Source organism: Pseudomonas sp. H1_F01, from assembly GCF_054681425.1.
Genome location: NZ_CP162823.1, coordinates 5,098,327 through 5,117,253, shown reverse-complemented (window position 1 = coordinate 5,117,253; position 18,927 = coordinate 5,098,327). Strand labels below are relative to the sequence as shown.

Below are 18,927 nucleotides of genomic sequence, written 5' to 3'. Positions count from 1 at the left end.
GGGCGCACCTCAGCGATGAACCACGCCAGGCAGTACGCAGAGCATCTCGTACAGCAGGTTGGCGCCCAGCAGCGAGGTGTTGCCGGTGGTGTCGTACGGCGGCGAGACTTCTACCAGATCGCAACCGACCAGGTCGAGGCCCTGGCAGCCACGGACGATTTCGATCGCCTGGATGGTGGTCAGGCCGCCGATTTCCGGGGTGCCGGTACCAGGGGCCCAGGCCGGGTCGATGCCGTCGATATCAAAGCTCAGGTACACCGGGCCGCCGCCGACTTTTTCACGCACTTCGGCCATCAGCGGGGCGAGGGATTTGTGCCAGCACTCTTCGGCCTGGACCACGCGGAAACCCTGGTTGCGGCTCCAGTTGAAATCATCGGCGGTGTAACCCTGGGCCCGCAGGCCGATCTGCACCACGCGGTCGCAATCGAGCAGGCCTTCTTCCACGGCGCGGCGGAAGGTGGTGCCGTGGGCGATCTTCTCGCCGAACATGTGGTCGTTCACATCGGCGTGGGCGTCGATGTGCACCAGGCCGACCTTGCCGTGTTTCTTGTGGATGGCCCGCAGGATTGGCAGGGTGATGGTGTGGTCGCCACCCAGGGTCAGGGGGATGACGTTGTGTTCGAGGATCTTGTGGTACGACTCCTCGATGATCCGCACCGCGTCCAGCAGGTTGAAGGTGTTGATCGGCACGTCGCCGATGTCGGCCACCGACAGCGAGTCGAACGGCGCGGCGCCAGTGGCCATGTTGTAGGGGCGGATCATCACCGATTCGGCGCGGATCTCCCGCGGCCCGAAACGGGTGCCGGCGCGCAGGGAGGTGCCGATGTCCAGCGGCACGCCAACGAACGCAGCGTCCAGGCCGGCAGCGGTTTGCAAATGGGGGAGTCGCATCATGGTGGCGATGCCGCCGAAGCGCGGCATTTCGTTGCCGCCCAGTGGTTGGTGAAGAATCTTGTCCACGGGTAGGGCCTCATCGTTGTTTTATTTATCAGGGGCCGATTCTGCGAAAAGCCTGGGATGGGAAGAATCGCTGGGGGCAAATACTTAGTTCAGATTTTTCTAAACTAATGCGGGGTGGGGCGATAGACTCGCGATTGATCTGTTGAAGCAACACTGTGGGAGCAAGGCTTGCCCGCGATGAAGTTCATGCGGTTTCCTCTAGAACCGAGGCGCCTGTATCGCGAGCAAGCTTTGCTCCCGCAGATAAATCCCCTCGCCACAAAGTTTGCAGTGACCCGTCTGTATGGAGACACCCCCAATGGCCAACGCTCTACCCGACCTGAAACTGCTGCGCATTTTCGTCAGCGTGGTCCGGCACCAGGGTTTCGCCAACGCTCAACACGAGCTCAACCTGTCCACGTCGGCCATCAGCACCTACATGAGCCAGCTTGAGTCGGCCCTGGGCCTGGTGTTGTGTCATCGCGGCCGGGGCGGGTTCAGCCTGACCAGCAAGGGCGAGTTGTTCCATCAGGAAACCTTGCGCCTGTTGGGCGAGCTCGAAGGGTTCGAGCAGTACGCCGCCGCGCTCAAGGGGGAGCTGCGCGGCACCTTGAACCTGGGGGTGATCGACTCCACCGTCAGCGATAAGGCCTTGCCATTCGCCGAAGCCATCGGTGCCTACAGCCAGGAGCATCCGGCGGTGCATTTGCACCTGTCGGTCATGAGCCCTTACGAGTTGCAACTCGGTGTACAGGACAACCGCCTGGACCTGGCCATCGGTGCGTTTTCCACGCGCATGAGCGGGCTGGTCTACATGCCGCTGTACCGTGAGCAGCACTGGTTGTATTGCAGCAACCGTCACCCGTTGTTCAACGAGCGGCGCATCCCCGAGCAGGTCATCACCCAGCAGCGCATGGTCGGGCGCGGTTACTGGAGCCAGGCCGAACTGGCTCGCCATGGCTTCAAGCACAGCGCGGCGACGGTGGAGAGCATGGAGGCGCAGTTGATCCTGGTGTTGTCCGGGGCCTACGTCGGTTACCTGCCTGAACACTACGCCCAGGCTTGGGTCGACAAGGGCGACTTGCGCGTGCTGCTGCCGGCGACCTTCGGCTATCAGGCGCCGTTTTCGATGATCGTGCGCCGTGGCCGCAGCCGCGAGCCGCTGATCCAGACCTTCCGCGATTTGCTCAAAGCTCAACTGAATCAGGCCTGATCATGTCCAGAACTCAATGCCCGCGCTGTCAACGACCGCAAAGCCACTGTCTGTGCCCGTTGATCCCCAGCCTCGACAGCCGCACCCGCGTCTTGCTGTTGCAGCATCCCAGCGAAGTGAACCATGCCTTGAACACCGCCCGCTTGGCGGCGTTGGGGCTTAACAACGCTGAACTGATCGTGGGCGAGGTGTTCGAGGATTTGCCCAGGTTGCTCAATCAGCCGGGTTATCAGGCGCAGTTGTTGTTTCCGGCTGACGATGCGCGACCGCTGCAAGCCTATGCGCCCTGCGATGAGCCGTTGCTGCTGGTCGTGCCCGACGGCACCTGGCGCAAGGCGCGCAAGCTGCTGCACCTCAACCCGCTGCTGGCGGCGTTGCCGAGGGTGACGTTGGCCGAGGGCGGGGTGTCTCGTTATCGTTTGCGCAAGGCACCGGGGCCGGGAGCGTTGTCGACGGTGGAAGCGATTGTCCAGGCGTTGCAGGTGCTTGAGGCGCCGGCGAGCTTCGAGGGATTGCTGAGGCCGTTCGAGGCGTTGATCGAGGGGCAGATTGCGGCGATGGGGGAGGAGGTTTTTCGGCGTAACCATGCTGGGAAATAATGGTTGTCCTCGCTGACGCCATCGCGAGCAAGCTCGCTCCCACAGTTGATCTTCAGTGCACACAAGATTTGTGGTCGCCACAGATCCAATGTGGGAGCGAGCTTGCTCGCGATGGCTGCCTCATGACCAGAGAAGAGCCCAGCTGGAACCTACCGCTCGCGCATTGCCTCGGTCCGCGCCTTCAACACCGGTTTTAGCAAGTAATCCAGGACACTTTTCTCCCCGGTAATGATGTCCACCGTCGCCACCATCCCCGGAATGATCAGCAACGGTTTGGTATCCCCGCCCAAGTGGTTTTTGTCGGTGCGCACCTGGATCAGGTAGAAGCTGTTGCCCTTGTCGTCGGTAATGGTGTCGGCGCCGATCAGTTCGAGTTTGGCGCTCAGCCCGCCATAGATCGTGTAGTCGTAGGCGCTGAATTTGACCATGGCTTTCTGGCCCGGGTGCAGGAACGCCACGTCCTGAGGGCGGACCTTGGCTTCGATCAGCAGGTTGTCTTCCAGGGGCACGATTTCCACCATGTCGTTACCTGGCTGCACCACACCGCCGATGGTGTTGACCTTCAGTTGCTTGATCACCCCATGCACCGGCGAGACTACGGTGGTGCGGGTCACGCGGTCGTCGATGGCGATGCTCGAGGCGGTGATTTTCGACAGTTCGGTGCGCTTCTCGTTGAGGTCCTTGGCTGCCTCGGAGCGAAAGGTCTGCTCCGATTCGTCGATCTTGCTTTTGATCTCGTTGATCGCCGATTCCGCCCGGGGAATGGCCAGGGTGGTGGCGTTGAGCGAACCGCGGATTTCCACCGCGCTGCGTTTGAGCCGCAGGATCTCCACCGGTGATACCGCCCCGGTGCGCACCAGCGGGGCGGACATATTCATTTCTTCTTGCAGCAAGGCCAGGGCGGAGCTGAACTGGCCTTGCTTGGAGCGAAACTCTGCCAGTTCCTGAGTCTTCTGCCGCAGCTGTTCGGTCAGGGTGCGTTGTTCGCTGGCCAGGCGCCGTTGCCGTTGTTCGTACAGTGAACGCTCGTCCTCGGCCACTTGCGGGGCCTTGGCGATCACCTCGGTTGAAAGCTTGAACGGCCGGCCCTCGGCCTCGGCCGACAGGCGCTCGACCTGGGCGGTCAAGGCATAGCGGTCGGCCTCGCTCTCGCCCTTGTTCGACAGGAAACGCGTGTCGTCCAGGCGCAGCAGGGTGTCGCCCTTGTTCACCATCTGGCCTTCACGGACGAAAATCTCAGTGACGATGCCGCCCTCCAGGTTCTGGATCACCTGGATCTTGCTCGACGGAATCGCCTTGCCTTCGCCGGTGGTGACTTCCTGCAACACCGCGAACTTCGCCCACACCAGCCCAGTGATGATCAACCCGGCGGCCAGCCACACGGTAACGCGCGAGCGGCGGGGCGAATCCTGCAGCGTGGCGCCAGCGGTTTCCGGCATGAACTCGCTTTCGGCGCTTTTGCTGAAACTGCCGAAGTAGCTTCGGGCGGCTGAATCCGGTGTTTGAGCAGACATGGGGCGGTACCCGTCAGTGAGAGAAAATAAAGCCAAACACATACCTGTGGCTTGAGAGGGTTATCTGTGGGAGCAAGGCTTTTGTGGGAGCAAGGCTTGCCCGCGATACAGGCGCCTCGGTTCCAGTGAGACCGCATCGGCTTCATCGCGGGCAAGCCTTGCTCCCACACAAACCTGTTCCCACACAAACCTTGCTCCCACAGGTTGCGGTGTTGTTTCTATACCGCCGCGGAGCCCACCCGGCCCTTGCGCAGCGCATCGATCACCGCCTCTTTCGGGCCATCGGCCACGATCCGGCCGTTATCCAGCACCACCAGGCGGTCCACCAGGCTCAGCATCGAGGTGCGGTGGGTGACCAGCAGCACGGTCTTGCCCTGTACATGGGTATGCAGCTTTTGCCGCAAGACGTCTTCGCTGCTGTTGTCCATGGCGCTGGTGGGTTCGTCCAGCAGCAGGATCGGCGGGTCGAGCAGCAAGGCCCGGGCCAGTAGCACGGCCTGGCGTTGGCCGCCGGAGAGCAGTTGCCCGCGCTCGCCCACCGGGCGGTCGAAACCTTGGGGATGTTGGCGCGCCAGTTCGGTGACACCGGTCAGTTCCGCCACTTCCAGCATGCGCGCGTCGCTGATGTAGCGGGCGCCCAAGGTGAGATTGTCCCGCAGGCTACCGGCCAGCAGCGGCAGGTCATGGGCGACGTAGCCGATCTGTTGGCGCAGGTCGGCGACGTCCAGTTGCCGCAGGTCCAGGCCGTCGAGCAGCAACTGGCCTTCCTCCGGCGCGTAGAAACCCATCACCAGGCGCGCCAGGGTGCTCTTGCCCGAGCCACTGCGGCCGATGATCCCGACCCGTTCGCCGGGCTTGAGGCTGAAGCTGATATTGGCCAGCGCCGGAGTGCTCTGGCCGTTGTAGTGGAAGGTCACGCCACTGACGTCCAGCGCGCCCTGCAACTGGGTGCGATCCAACGGCCGTTGTTTGGCATCGCGTTCCTGGGGCAGCGCCATCAAGGCATCGGTGCTGCGCATGGTGAGCTGGGCTTGCTGGTAACGGGTGATCAGCCCGGCGATCTGCCCCAGCGGCGCCAGTACTCGGCTGCCGAGCATGTAGGTCGCCACCAGCGCGCCGACGCTGAGGTTGCCGGCGATGATGCTGTAGACCCCGGCGACGATGGTCGCCATGCCCGCCAGTTGTTGCAGGAACAACGTGCCGTTGGTCGCCAGTGCCGACAGATTGCGCGCATGGCTGTCCAGGCGGGTGAGGGCGCCGTGGGTGCTTTCCCACTGATGCTGGCGCTCGCTCTCGGCGCTGCAGGCCTTGAGGGTTTCCAGGCCGCCGAGGGTTTCGATCAGCAGTGCCTGGCGCTGGGCGCCCAGGGCCAGGCTTTTTTCCACGGTGTCGCGCAGGCGCGCCTGGATGATCATTGCGAAGACAATGGTGATTGGAAACGCCACCACCGGAATCACCACCAGCCAGCCACCCAGCAGGCCGATCACCACCAGCATCAGCAGGGCGAAGGGCAGGTCGATCAGGCTGGTGAGGGTCACTGCCGTGAGGAATTCGCGCAGGCCCTGGAAGTCGTGGATGCTCTGGGCGAAGCCGCCGATGGTCACTGGCTTGGCCTTCATCGCCATGCCGGTGATGCGCTCGAACAGGGTGGCGGAGAGAATCACGTCGGTTTTCTTGCCGGCGGTGTCCAGCAGATGGGCGCGCACTACTCGTAACACCAGTTCGAAGCCGGTGCCGATCAACAACCCCACGGCCAGCACCCACAAGGTCGACGTGGCCTGGTTCGGCACCACGCGGTCGTAGGTCTGCATGACGAACAGCGGCACCATCAGGCCCAGCAGGTTAATCAGGAAACTCGCCAGGATCGCGTCGCTGTACAGCCAGCGCGACAGTTTCAAGGTGTCGCGAAACCACGCCTCGACCCGCGGCACCAGGGGCGCGCGCAGGTCTTCGAGTTCATGGCGCGGCCGGGCGAACAAGGCCTGGCCACTGTAGTCGAGGTTCAGTTCCTCGCGGCTGACCCACTGCTCGCCGCCGTCGGCTTCGCTGGGCAGGATCAGCGCCTTGCCATCCTCGCCCCAGCGCCTGAGTACCGCACAGCGGCCCCCCGCCAGGATCAGCATCACTGGCAGGTTCAGGGGCGAGATATCCGCCAGCTCACGACGCAACAGTCGCGCCTGCAAGCTTGCCCGGGCCGCTGCGCGTGGCAGCAGGTCCAGGCTCAAGCGTTGGTGCGCCATAGGAAGCCCGGCGCTGAGGCTGGCGCGGCTGACCGTCGCACCATGGAGTTTGCAGAGGATCAACAGACCGTCCAGCAAGGGATCATCGAAATTCAGGCGCGGATCGGCGCCAAGGGTTGCGGGTTCCATGCTGGTCACATTGTTCGCTCCCATTTTTTTTGGAGGGGGCTACTTCAGTTCCGGCAGCCGAGCCTGGTTCTTGACTTCGGTCTGCGCGACCGCATCGGCCGGTAGCACGATCCGTTGTTTGTGCAGCAGCAGGCCCATGTTCGCCAGTACCCGGTACATCGAGTACTCCTCGGTGTAGCGCACCTCGGTGTAGCGACGGTTGGCGTTGTACAGCTCGTTTTCGCTGTCGAGCACGTCGAGCAAGGTCCGCTGGCCGAGACCGAACTGATCCTGGTAGGCGGCGCGCACGCGGGAAGTGGTTTCGGCGTATTCGCGGGCGGTGGGGGTCTGTTTACGGGCGTTGAGCATCGCGTTCCAGGCCAGGCGCGTGTCTTCGTTGAGCTGGCGCAGGGCATTGTTGCGGATATCCATGGCCTGGTTGATCTGGTGAGCATTGGACGCCAGCCGCGCCTTGTCGCTGCCACCGCGGAACAGGTTGTAGTTCATCACCACGCCGACCCGCCAGTTGTTGTCGTGGCCTTCTTCACCACCGATGTTGTTATTGGCGCCCACCGCCGCCTCGGCGTCGAAGCGCGGGTAGAACGGCGACTTCGCCACTTCGTACTGGCTCTCGGCGGACTGTATGTCGGCCTGGGCCGATTTCAGGTACGGGTTGTTATCCACCATGCTTTGCTGGGCTTCGCGCAGGTCGGCAGGCAGTTCGCCTTTGGTCGAGGGCGGCGTTTCCAGTTCATCGGGCATGCGCCCGACCACGCTGTAGAAGTTCGTCTCGGCGTCGGCCAGGTCGACCTGGGCGGTGTCGTAGTTGTTTTCCGCCAGGGCCCGACGGGCGTTGGACTGGTCGGAGTCGGCCGTACTGCCCACCCCGCGCTGGGTGCGCAGGCCGATCTGGTCGTTGACCCGCAGGTGCGCTTGCAGGTTGTTCTTGGCCAGGGTCACCAGTTCGCGACGCTTGAGCACTTCCAGGTAGACCTCGATGGTGCGCAGCGCCAGATCCTGGGCGGTGCCCTGGGCGTAATAGGCCCGGGAGTTGACCACGCCCTGGGTGCGTTCCACTTCATTGGCGGTGTTGAACCCGTCGAAGATCATCTGTCGCAGGCGCAGCTCCGATTGGGTGTAGGTCAGGATATTGGTGTGGTGATTGCCCAAGGCCCGGGTGTTGGTGTTGTCGCTATAGCCACGACCGTAACCGGCATTCAAATCCACCGACGGGAAAAAGCCCCCTCGGGCGACCTTGACGTCTTCATTGGCCGACAGACGGCTGTCCACCCGTTGTGCCAGCTCAGGGTGAGTGGCAATGGTGCTCTGGATCGCTTCGGTCAAGGACATGGCCTGCGCCTGAGAGGAGCAGGCCATGGCCAGCAAAACCGCGCTGCAGAGGGGGGTTAGAACGCGCATGGGGTGCATCTCCTGAGGTCCGTAGTGCTTCGCTTGTCGCCAAAATATTGACGTGTTTAAGATCAAAACCGTTTCAACCTTGTAACAACACAGCTAAGAACATCCTGAGCAAAACCTAAGAAGAATTTCTCATAAGACTTATGCCGAAAAAAACTTATGTACTTGAAAAAAACCGGCACATTGTTCAAAGCGAAAGCCTTTGAATCTGCGGGTTCTGACGGCTTTTAGGCGTCAATAAAAGTTCCATGCAGATTTTTAAGCAATGTGAAGAAATGTCGAAAGGGCGATCTGTGAGGTGGTTTTTGGTGACGGTTTTTTGTCGTTTTGGCGAATTGCTAGCACCTTCTTCTTTCACGAAAGCTGGCAGATTTTCCAGCTTTTTGGATCGCCAAACCTGAGGACGGATTCTTCACTCAGACAGGTGCCGATTGCGGTCGGCAACGGAGGAAATGCACATGGCAGCGCTCATCGGTATCGTCAGCAAAGTGGTCGGGCAAGTTTTCGCAGAAGCGGCCGGTGGCCTGCGGCGGCCTCTGGTCGAAGGCGATCGGCTTTATGCCGGCGAACACCTGGTCACCGGTGCCGAAGGGGCCGTGGCGGTTCATCTGCAGAACGGCCAGTCATTGACCCTGGGTCGCGGAAGCGACCTGACCCTGACCCCGCAGTTGCTCGCCAACCATGCGCCTCATGTCGATACGCCTGACGCGGCGACACCGAGTAATGCGCAACTGACCGATGTGCAAAAGCTGCAGCAAGCCATCGCTGCCGGTGCCGACCCGACCCAGACCGGTGAAGCCACGGCCGCCGGCCCCGAGGGTGGCAACCCGGGGGGCGTGGGCGGCGGGCACAGTTTTGTGCTGCTGGAAGAAGTCGGTGGGGAGGTCGATCCGCAGATCGGTTTTCCGACGGCCGGGTTCAATGGGATTCCCGAGTTTCCACAGCTGCGCCTGGCCGGTGATCCGGATAACACGGGCGACAATGCAACCGTGCCGCCGGTGACACCGGATAACCCGGTGACCCTCGACGGGGTCGATGTCGAGGGCGGCGAACTGACCATCAACGAAGCCAATCTGGCCGATGGTTCGGCCAGCAATCCGGGGGCGCTGGTGCAAAATGGCACTTTCACGGTTTCCGCGCCTGACGGGCTGACCAGCCTGAGCATCGGCGGCATCAACGTGATCACCGGCGGTGTGCCCGCGGGCTTCCCCCAAACCATCACTTCGGCGCTGGGCAACACGTTGACCATCACCGGCTATGACCCGGCCACGGGGGTGGTCAGCTACAGCTACACCCTGACGGACAATGAAACCCATCCTGCCGGTGGTGGTGCCAACAGCATCACCGAGCAGTTCCCGGTGGTGGCCGTCGACACCGATGGTGACACGGCCACTGGCACCCTGGACGTCAACATTACCGATGACGTGCCCCAGGCGATCGACGACAGCCACGCCAACACGGCGTCGGAAACCCTGGTTAGCCTCACCGGCAACGTATTGCCCAACGACCATCAGGGCGCCGACCGGATTCCCACCGGTCCCGATAGCGGGCCGATCATTGGCGGCACGTTCACCGGCACCTACGGCACCCTGGTGCTCAACCCCAACGGCACGTACACCTACACCCTGAACACCAGCGACCCGCAATTCGTCGCGTTGCATGGCGGGGGCAGTGGCACCGAGACGTTCACCTACACGCTGACCGATGCCGACGGCGATACCAGCACCGCGAATTTGGTGCTGCAGGTGCACAACAACGACGATCCAGTGGTGTTGGTGGGCCTGAATGCTGAGGGTGGCGAGCTGTCATTGCAGGAGAAAAACCTCAGCGACGGCAGCAGTCCGGATGCACCGGCGCTGACCCAGAGCGGCACGTTCACCGTGACTGCGTTGGACGGTGTGCAAACCTTGAGTGTTGGCGGCATCAATGTGGTGACGGGTGGCGTGGCAGCCGGTTTCCCACAGTCGATTACCACCGCGCTGGGCAACACCCTGACTATCACCGGTTTCAACGCTGCGACTGGGGTGGTCAGCTACAGCTACACCTTGCTGGATAACGAAGCCCATCCAAACGCCAACGGCGCCAACAGCGTTAGCGAACAGTTCGCAGTGGTCGCCACCGACGATAACGGCACCACCGCCAACGGCAACCTGGACGTGAACATCGTCGACGACTTGCCTAAAGCCGTGGATGACAGCAACGCCAGTACAGCCTCGGAAACCAATCTGACCCTGACCGGCAGCGTGCTGACCAACGATACTCAAGGTGCGGACCATGTGGCGTCCGGCCCAATCACCCCCGGCACTTTCACCGGTACTTACGGCACCCTGGTGCTCAATGCCGACGGTTCCTACACCTACACCCTCAACACCGCCGATGCCGACTTCAAGGGCCTGCACGGTGGTGGCGATGGCAGCGAAACCTTCACCTACACCCTGACCGATGCCGACGGCGACACCAGCACTGCAAACCTGGTGCTGCAAGTACACAACAACGATGATCCAGTGATCATCACCGGCCTCGACACCGACGGCGGTGAGCTGACGGTCCAGGAGAAAAACCTCAGCGACGGCAGCAGCCCGGATGCACCGGCGCTGACTCAAAGCGGCACGTTCACCGTGACTGCGTTGGACGGTGTGCAAACCTTGAGTGTTGGCGGCATCAATGTGGTGACGGGTGGCGTGGCAGCCGGTTTCCCACAATCGATTACCACCGCACTCGGCAATACGCTGACCATCACTGGCTACAACGCCGCCACGGGCGTGGTCAGCTACAGCTACACCTTGCTGGACAATGAAACCCATCCAAACGCCAACGGCGCCAACAGCGTTAGCGAACAATTTGCTGTAGTCGCCACTGACGACAACGGCACCACCGCGAACGGTAATCTGGACGTGAACATCGTCGATGACTTGCCTAAATCCGTGGACGACAGCAACGCCAGCACGGCTTCGGAAACCCACCTGACCCTGACCGGCAGCGTGCTGACCAACGATACTCAAGGTGCGGACCATGTGGCCTCCGGCCCAATCACCCCCGGCACTTTCACCGGTACTTACGGCACCCTGGTGCTCAATGCCGACGGCTCCTACACCTACACCCTCAACACCGCCGATGCCGACTTCAAGGGCCTGCACGGTGGTGGCGATGGCAGCGAAACCTTCACCTACACCCTGACCGATGCCGACGGTGATACCAGCACCGCGAACCTGGTGCTGCAAGTACACAACAACGATGACCCAGTGATCATCACCGGCCTCGACACCGACGGCGGTGAGCTGACGGTCCAGGAGAAAAACCTCAGCGATGGCAGCAGCCCGGATGCACCGGCGCTGACTCAAAGCGGCACGTTCACCGTGACTGCGTTGGACGGTGTGCAAACCTTGAGTGTTGGCGGCATCAATGTGGTGACGGGTGGCGTGGCAGCCGGTTTCCCACAGTCGATTACCACCGCGCTGGGCAACACCCTGACTATCACCGGTTTCAACGCTGCGACTGGGGTGGTCAGCTACAGCTACACCTTGCTGGATAACGAAGCCCATCCAAACGCCAACGGCGCCAACAGCGTTAGCGAACAGTTCGCAGTGGTCGCCACCGACGATAACGGCACCACCGCCAACGGCAACCTGGACGTGAACATCGTCGACGACTTGCCTAAAGCCGTGGATGACAGCAACGCCAGTACAGCCTCGGAAACCCATCTGACCCTGACCGGCAGCGTGCTGACCAACGACACCCAAGGTGCGGACCATGTGGCCTCCGGCCCAATCACCCCCGGCACTTTCACCGGTACTTACGGCACCCTGGTGCTCAATGCCGACGGTTCCTACACCTACACCCTCAACACCGCCGATGCCGACTTCAAGGGCCTGCACGGTGGTGGCGATGGCAGCGAAACCTTCACCTACACCCTGACCGATGCCGACGGCGATACCAGCACCGCGAATTTGGTGCTGCAGGTGCACAACAACGACGATCCAGTGGTGTTGGTGGGCCTGAATGCTGAGGGTGGCGAGCTGTCATTGCAGGAGAAAAACCTCAGCGACGGCAGCAGCCCGGATGCACCGGCGCTGACTCAAAGCGGCACGTTCACCGTGACTGCGTTGGACGGTGTGCAAACCTTGAGTGTTGGCGGCATCAATGTGGTGACGGGTGGCGTGGCAGCCGGTTTCCCACAATCGATTACCACCGCACTCGGCAATACGCTGACCATCACTGGCTACAACGCCGCCACGGGCGTGGTCAGCTACAGCTACACCTTGCTGGACAATGAAACCCATCCAAACGCCAACGGCGCCAACAGCGTTAGCGAACAATTTGCTGTAGTCGCCACTGACGACAACGGCACCACCGCGAACGGTAATCTGGACGTGAACATCGTCGATGACTTGCCTAAATCCGTGGACGACAGCAACGCCAGCACGGCTTCGGAAACCCACCTGACCCTGACCGGCAGCGTGCTGACCAACGATACTCAAGGTGCGGACCATGTGGCCTCCGGCCCAATCACCCCCGGCACTTTCACCGGTACTTACGGCACCCTGGTGCTCAATGCCGACGGCTCCTACACCTACACCCTCAACACCGCCGATGCCGACTTCAAGGGCCTGCACGGTGGTGGCGATGGCAGCGAAACCTTCACCTACACCCTGACCGATGCCGACGGTGATACCAGCACCGCGAACCTGGTGCTGCAAGTACACAACAACGATGACCCAGTGATCATCACCGGCCTCGACACCGACGGCGGTGAGCTGACGGTCCAGGAGAAAAACCTCAGCGATGGCAGCAGCCCGGATGCACCGGCGCTGACTCAAAGCGGCACGTTCACCGTGACTGCGTTGGACGGTGTGCAAACCTTGAGTGTTGGCGGCATCAATGTGGTGACGGGTGGCGTGGCAGCCGGTTTCCCACAGTCGATTACCACCGCACTCGGCAATACGTTGACCATCACTGGCTACAACGCCACCACGGGCGTGGTCAGCTACAGCTACTCCTTGCTGGACAACGAAGCCCATCCAAACGCCAACGGCGCCAATAGCCTCAGCGAACAGTTCGCAGTGGTTGTCACCGACGACAACGGCACCACCGCCAACGGCAACCTGGACGTGAATATCGTTGATGACCTGCCGACCGCTCATGCCGACTCTGCCTCGGTGGATGAAGGTGGGACGGTCAGTGGCAACGTCCTGAACAACGATGAAGGTGGTGCCGACGGACCGGCTGCGAGTGGTGCCGTGATCGGTGTGCGTGCAGGCAACGACACCTCGACTCCGGCGATTGGCGGCTTGAACACCCAGATCAACGGCACCTACGGCTACCTGACCCTGGACGCCAATGGCAACGCCGTCTACCACAGCAACCCGAACACCGTCAGCGCCCCGGGTGCGACCGATGTCTTCACCTACACCGTGCGTGATGCCGACGGTGATGAAAGCACCACCACCATCACCATTGATGTCCACGATATCTGCCTCGTCGCCACCCCCGACCACGAAATCAGCGTCTACGAAAAAGCCCTTGACCTGAACCAGGACGGCCAGGACCTGGCCCCCGGCACTGTCACCGGCAGCGCCCCGAGCGCCACCAGCGAAACCGCCAGTGGCAGCCTTGTCGGCTCGATCAGCGGTGCCGTTGGCGCAGTGACCTTCGCGCTGGTGGGCAACGCCAACGGTGCCTACGGTCAACTGTCGCTTCAGCCCGACGGCTCCTACACCTACACCCTGACCTCGCCAGCCACGACGACGCCTCACGCCAACGATGGCCCGAATGTGTTGAGCGAAAGCTTCACCTACCAGGCCACGGACTCGTTGGGCAACACCGTCACCAGCACCATCGTCATCGACATCGTCGACGACGTGCCAAGCGCCCATGCCGATTTCACCTCGGTGGTGGAGGGCGGCACGGTCAACGGTAACGTGCTGGACAACGACGTACTTGGCGCGGATGGCGGCATGGTGATCGGCGTGCGCGCCGGCAACGACACCTCGAACCCTGCCGTCGGCGGCCTGAACACCCAGATCAACGGCACCTACGGCTACCTGACCCTGGACGCCAATGGCAACGCCGTCTACCACAGCAACCCGAACACCGTCAGCGCCCCGGGTGCGACCGATGTCTTCACCTACACCGTGCGTGATGCCGACGGTGATGAAAGCACCACCACCATCACCATTGATGTCCACGATATCTGCCTCGTTGCCACGTCGGACCACGAAGTCAGCGTCTACGAAAAAGCCCTCGACCTGACCCAGGATGGCCAGGACCTGGCCCCCGGCACCGTCATCGGCAGTGACCCGAGCGCCACTGGTGAAACCGCCAACGGTAGCCTTGTCGGCTCGATCAGCGGTGCCGTTGGCGCAGTGACCTTCGCGCTGGTGGGCAACGCCAACGGTGCCTACGGTCAACTGTCGCTTCAGCCCGATGGTTCGTACACCTACACCCTGACCTCGCCAGCCACGACGACGCCCCACGCCAACGATGGCCCGAATGTGCTGAGCGAAAGCTTCACCTACCAGGCCACGGACTCGTTGGGCAACACCGTCACCAGCACCATCGTCATCGACATCGTCGACGACGTGCCAAGCGCCCATGCCGATTTCACCTCGGTGGTGGAGGGCGGCACGGTCAACGGTAACGTGCTGGACAACGACGTACTTGGCGCGGATGGCGGCATGGTGATCGGCGTACGCGCCGGCAACGACACTTCAACCTCTGCTGTCGGTGGTCTCAACAACCAGATCAACGGCACCTACGGCTACCTGACCCTGGACGCTAACGGCAACGCCGTCTACCACAGCAACCCCGATGCTGTCGGTGCAGCAGGCGCGACCGATGTCTTCACCTACACCGTGCGTGATGCCGATGGTGATGAGAGCACCACCACCCTCACCATTGACGTGCACAACAGCTGCCTCATCGCAGAAACCGACCACGACGTTACTGTCTATGAAAAAGCCCTCGACCTGAACCAGGATGGCCAGGACCTTGCCCCTGGCAGCGTCACCGGCAGCGACCCGAGCGCCACCAGCGAAACTGCCAGTGGCACCTTGGTCGGTTCAGTCAGCGGTGCCACTGGCGCCGTCTCCTTCACCCTGGTGGGCAACGCCACCGGCGCCTACGGCCAGTTGTTGCTCCACCCGGACGGTTCCTACACCTACACCCTGACCTCACCAGCCAACACCACGCCCCATGCCAATGATGGCCCGAACGTGCTGAGCGAAAGCTTCACCTATCAGGCCACGGACTCCCTGGGCAACAGCACCACCGGCAGTCTGGTGGTCAGCATCGTCGATGATGTACCGAAGGCCGTTGCGTCCGAGCGTTCGGTCACCGCGGTGGAGATCGATTCGAACCTGCTGATCGTGCTCGACGTGTCCGGCAGCATGGCCGATGACTCCGGTGTGCCGGGGCTTTCGCGGCTGGATTTGGCGAAACAGGCGATCAGCGCCTTGCTCGATAAATACGATGACCTGGGGGATGTGAAAGTCCAGCTCGTGACGTTCAGCAGCAGTGCCACCGACCAGACTTCGGTGTGGGTCGACGTGGCGACCGCCAAGTCGCTTCTCTCCAGCCTGTCAGCGGACGGCGGGACCAACTACGACGCGGCAGTGGCGACGGCCAAGACCGCGTTCGTCACGTCCGGGCAACTGACCGGCGCGCAGAACATCGGCTACTTCTTCTCGGACGGCAAGCCCAATTCTGGCCTGGAAACCGGCACGGCAGACGAGGCGGCGTGGAAAGCCTTCCTCGATGCCAATGGCATCAAGAACTACGCCATTGGCCTGGGCGACGGTGTCAGTAACGACTACCTCGACCCGCTGGCCTACGACGGCAGCGCTCATACCAACACCAACGCCGTGGTGGTCACCGATCTGAACCAGCTCAATTCGGTGCTCTCCGGCACGGTGCAAGGCGCGCCGGTTACCGGCAACCTGCTGGGCGAAGGCGGTTCGTTCGGCGCCGATGGCGGGTTTGTCAAAAGCCTGGTGGTCGATGGCACCACGTACAGCTACGACCCGGCGGCCAACGGTGGCCACGGTGCACTGAGCGCCAGTGGCGGGGTCAACCACGGCAGCTTCAATACAACCACCAACACACTGAGCATCGCCACCGCCCATGACGGTACCCTGGTGGTCAACCTTGATACCGGTGCGTTCAGCTACACCTCCCAGACCGCCACCAGCACATTGATCACCGAAAACATCGGCTACACCATCAGTGACAACGATGGCGACCTGGCCAGCTCCAGCCTGGTGGTCAAAGTCGTGCCCAACAGCCCACCCGTGGCGATGGACGACAACATCATCACCAACGTGCTGTCAGGCAACATCGTGGTACCGGGCGAATTGCTGCTGGGCAACGACAGCGACGTCAACGGCGATCCGCTCACCGCATCACCCACCAGTTTCAATACCGGTTGGACCGCCAAAGGTGGGGATTTCACTGGCAGCACCGGCACGGTCAGTTTCACCGGTAACAACGTGCAGTCGATCAACCTCAATCGCAGCGCCTTCGTCGCCAATGCCGCGACCATGACGGCGGTGCTGGTGGTCAGTGGCGCGCTGGGTGCGGTTTCCAACAATAATGCCAACGATGAGGACCGCCTCAACATCAGCCTCAAGCAGGGTGAAACCCTGACGCTGGACCATAACCTGGCGGGTGGGCATATCACCCTTGAGTATTCTCTCAACGGTGGGCCGTTCATTGCGATCAGCGACGGCGCCTCGTTCACTGCGGCGGCGGATGGCAACTACCAGATCCACGTCACCAACATCCCCAATCCCGGCGGCGGTAATTCCAACGCTGCGGAAAACTATCAACTGACCATGACCGTCAACTACGCCGGCGCCCAGGACAGCACCCCGGATTACCACGGCAGCTACACCGCCAGCGACAACCATGGCGGTAGCGACAGTGCTGCGGTGGACATCAGCTACCAGGCGGGCCATACCCTGACGGGCACCACCGGGGACGATGTGCTGTTGGCTGGTAACGGCGACAACATCCTCAATGCGGGCGACGGCAACGACATCCTCAGCGCAGGCTCGGGCAACAACACCCTGCACGGCGGGGCAGGCAATGACCTGCTCTACAGCGGCGCGGGCAACGACCTGCTCGATGGCGGTACGGGCAACGACACTGCGAGCTATGCCCACGCGAGCGCCGGGGTCACGGTGAACCTGGGACTGTTGGCGGCGCAGAACACCGTGGGCGCTGGCACCGATACCCTGACAGGCATCGAAAACCTGGTCGGTTCGAACTTCAACGATACCCTCACCGGTGACGGCGCCAGCAACCGCATCAACGGTGGATTGGGCCATGACGTGCTCAACGGCGGTGGCGGCGATGACCTGCTGATCGGCGGCCTGGGCAACAACACGCTCACTGGCGGCAGCGGTGCCGATACCTTCCAATGGCAGGCAGGCAACAGCGGCCACGACGTGATCACGGACTTCTCGCCCGGCGTCGACAAACTCGATCTGTCCCAGCTGTTGCAAGGGGAGAACGGCAGCACCGCGTCACTGGACGATTACCTGCACTTCACCATCAGCGGCAGCGGAGGGTCGGTCATCACCAGCATCGACGTCAGTGCCATTGCCGGTGCCACGCCGAACCAGACCATCGATCTGGCGGGCGTCAACCTCGCCAGTCATTACGGCGTCACGCCCGGCGTAGACGGGATGATCGCGGGCGGGGCGGATACGGCGACCATCATCAACGGAATGCTCAACGATCATTCTTTGAAGGTGGACACGGTGTGAGGTGAGCTGAAACGACAAAACCCGTCATGTCCAGTCTGGACATGACGGGTTTTGCTTTTGTGGCGGCTCAGGGTTTGCGCAATGTCTTCTGCTTGAGGATATAAACCGTTACCAGCACCGCACTGGTGAGCATGAACCCCCGGGCCCACGGCAGGGGCACCAGGTAGCAGGAAAAGAGGATGCTCGCCCACATCAGCCCGATGGCATAGACCTTACCCTTGAGCGGGATGCCGTTGCCGCTGAGGTAGTCGCGGATCCACGGGCCGAGGCGGGGATGTTCTACCAGCCATTGGTAGAAGCGCGGCGAGCTGCGGGCGAAACAGGCCGCCGCCAGGAGCAGGAAAGGGGTGGTGGGCAGTACGGGAACGAAGATGCCGATGACCCCCAGCGCTACGCTCAGCCAGCCAATGGCCAACAGAACGTAACGCAGGATCAGCGGGCGATTGCCGACTGGCGAGGGCACCCGGTCACTCAGTGGTGGCGAGGCTTGAGGATCGCCGGTTTCTCGTCCGGTGCGTTGCACAGCAGGTACAGGGCCGTGAGGGCTTCGGGGATCTGGACAATCATGTCGTCCATCAGGTTGGCGTCGGCGGCGATGTCGGAAAATTCCGGTTGCTCATCGAACAGGCCGGAACCGACCATGATCGGCAGCAGCATTTCGCTGACTTCCTCTTCGGCGGTTTCGAACCAGGCGGCTTCGCGCAGGAACACGCCTTCCATGAAGCCGATGCACCAGCCACGCAACTCCGAATCATCCGGATCATCGCCCAGGTCCAGGTCGCACGGCAGTTCGAATTCTTCGTCGGAAGCCAGTTGGCGGGCGATGTGGGCCTTGAGGCCGACCAGTGTGGCTTCGATTTCGGCACGCTGGGCTTCGTCGCTGTAATGCGGCTCTTCGGCGAACAGGGCGTCGATCCACTCACGGTCCGGCACCGTTTCTGCGCAGATGGACAGGGCGGTCAGATAGCCGTGAGCGGCCACGTAGTCCAGCGCCTCTTCGTGCAGCTCATCGGCGTCGAGGAAGACTTGCAGGCGGGTCAGTTGCTCAGCGAAGGACATTACGGGCTACCTTGGGGAATAAACAATGCGGGAATTCTAGGCCTTCTTGAGCGCCCAGGCCAGCCGCGTGGCGTA

Annotated in this window: 9 protein-coding genes; 3 read left to right on the top strand and 6 right to left on the bottom strand. The window is 62.1% G+C overall.

Translation table 11 applies throughout. The features are described from left to right. Positions 1-9: 9 nt before the first annotated feature. On the bottom strand, positions 10-960 hold the full coding sequence (speB, locus tag AB4O09_RS23015) for an agmatinase (protein WP_003198979.1): 951 nt from the start codon (positions 958-960) through the stop codon (positions 10-12). Positions 961-1,258: 298 nt separating this feature from the next. Here speB and AB4O09_RS23010 point away from each other — a divergent pair, with 298 nt between their 5' ends. Continuing rightward, positions 1,259-2,152, top strand: coding sequence for a LysR family transcriptional regulator (locus tag AB4O09_RS23010; RefSeq protein ID WP_003184133.1), 894 nt, complete (start codon positions 1,259-1,261; stop codon positions 2,150-2,152). A gap of 2 nt (positions 2,153-2,154) precedes the next feature. Next, on the top strand, positions 2,155-2,751 hold the full coding sequence (locus tag AB4O09_RS23005) for a tRNA-uridine aminocarboxypropyltransferase (protein WP_003198983.1): 597 nt from the start codon (positions 2,155-2,157) through the stop codon (positions 2,749-2,751). Between the two features lie 149 nt (positions 2,752-2,900). On the opposite strand, the gene AB4O09_RS23000 is transcribed toward AB4O09_RS23005, so the two are convergent. The 3 genes from AB4O09_RS23000 to AB4O09_RS22990 all read right to left on the bottom strand — a co-directional run bounded on the left by AB4O09_RS23000 (position 2,901) and on the right by AB4O09_RS22990 (position 8,032). Then, positions 2,901-4,265 carry an HlyD family type I secretion periplasmic adaptor subunit gene (locus AB4O09_RS23000; protein ID WP_003198985.1) on the bottom strand — a complete coding sequence of 455 codons (1,365 nt, stop codon included), beginning with the start codon at positions 4,263-4,265 and terminating at the stop codon, positions 2,901-2,903. A gap of 218 nt (positions 4,266-4,483) precedes the next feature. Then, positions 4,484-6,643 carry a type I secretion system permease/ATPase gene (locus tag AB4O09_RS22995; RefSeq protein WP_028237341.1) on the bottom strand — a complete coding sequence of 720 codons (2,160 nt, stop codon included), beginning with the start codon at positions 6,641-6,643 and terminating at the stop codon, positions 4,484-4,486. A 30-nt stretch (positions 6,644-6,673) separates the two neighbouring features. Next, positions 6,674-8,032 carry a TolC family outer membrane protein gene (locus AB4O09_RS22990; protein WP_003198989.1) on the bottom strand — a complete coding sequence of 453 codons (1,359 nt, stop codon included), beginning with the start codon at positions 8,030-8,032 and terminating at the stop codon, positions 6,674-6,676. Between the two features lie 455 nt (positions 8,033-8,487). On the opposite strand from AB4O09_RS22990, the gene AB4O09_RS22985 reads away from it, so the two are divergent. After that, positions 8,488-17,793, top strand: a complete 9,306-nt coding sequence (locus AB4O09_RS22985; protein WP_460107539.1) for a retention module-containing protein — start codon at positions 8,488-8,490, stop codon at positions 17,791-17,793. A gap of 67 nt (positions 17,794-17,860) precedes the next feature. Here the strand turns inward: AB4O09_RS22985 and AB4O09_RS22980 are convergent, their stop codons facing one another. Both AB4O09_RS22980 and AB4O09_RS22975 read right to left on the bottom strand, forming a co-directional pair. Next, the gene (locus AB4O09_RS22980; protein WP_003198995.1) at positions 17,861-18,256 is read right to left on the bottom strand and encodes a YbaN family protein; all 396 of its coding nucleotides are present in this window, start codon (positions 18,254-18,256) and stop codon (positions 17,861-17,863) included. A gap of 8 nt (positions 18,257-18,264) precedes the next feature. Next, positions 18,265-18,852, bottom strand: coding sequence for a UPF0149 family protein (locus tag AB4O09_RS22975; RefSeq protein WP_003198997.1), 588 nt, complete (start codon positions 18,850-18,852; stop codon positions 18,265-18,267). Between the last annotated feature and the right edge of the window lie 75 nt (positions 18,853-18,927).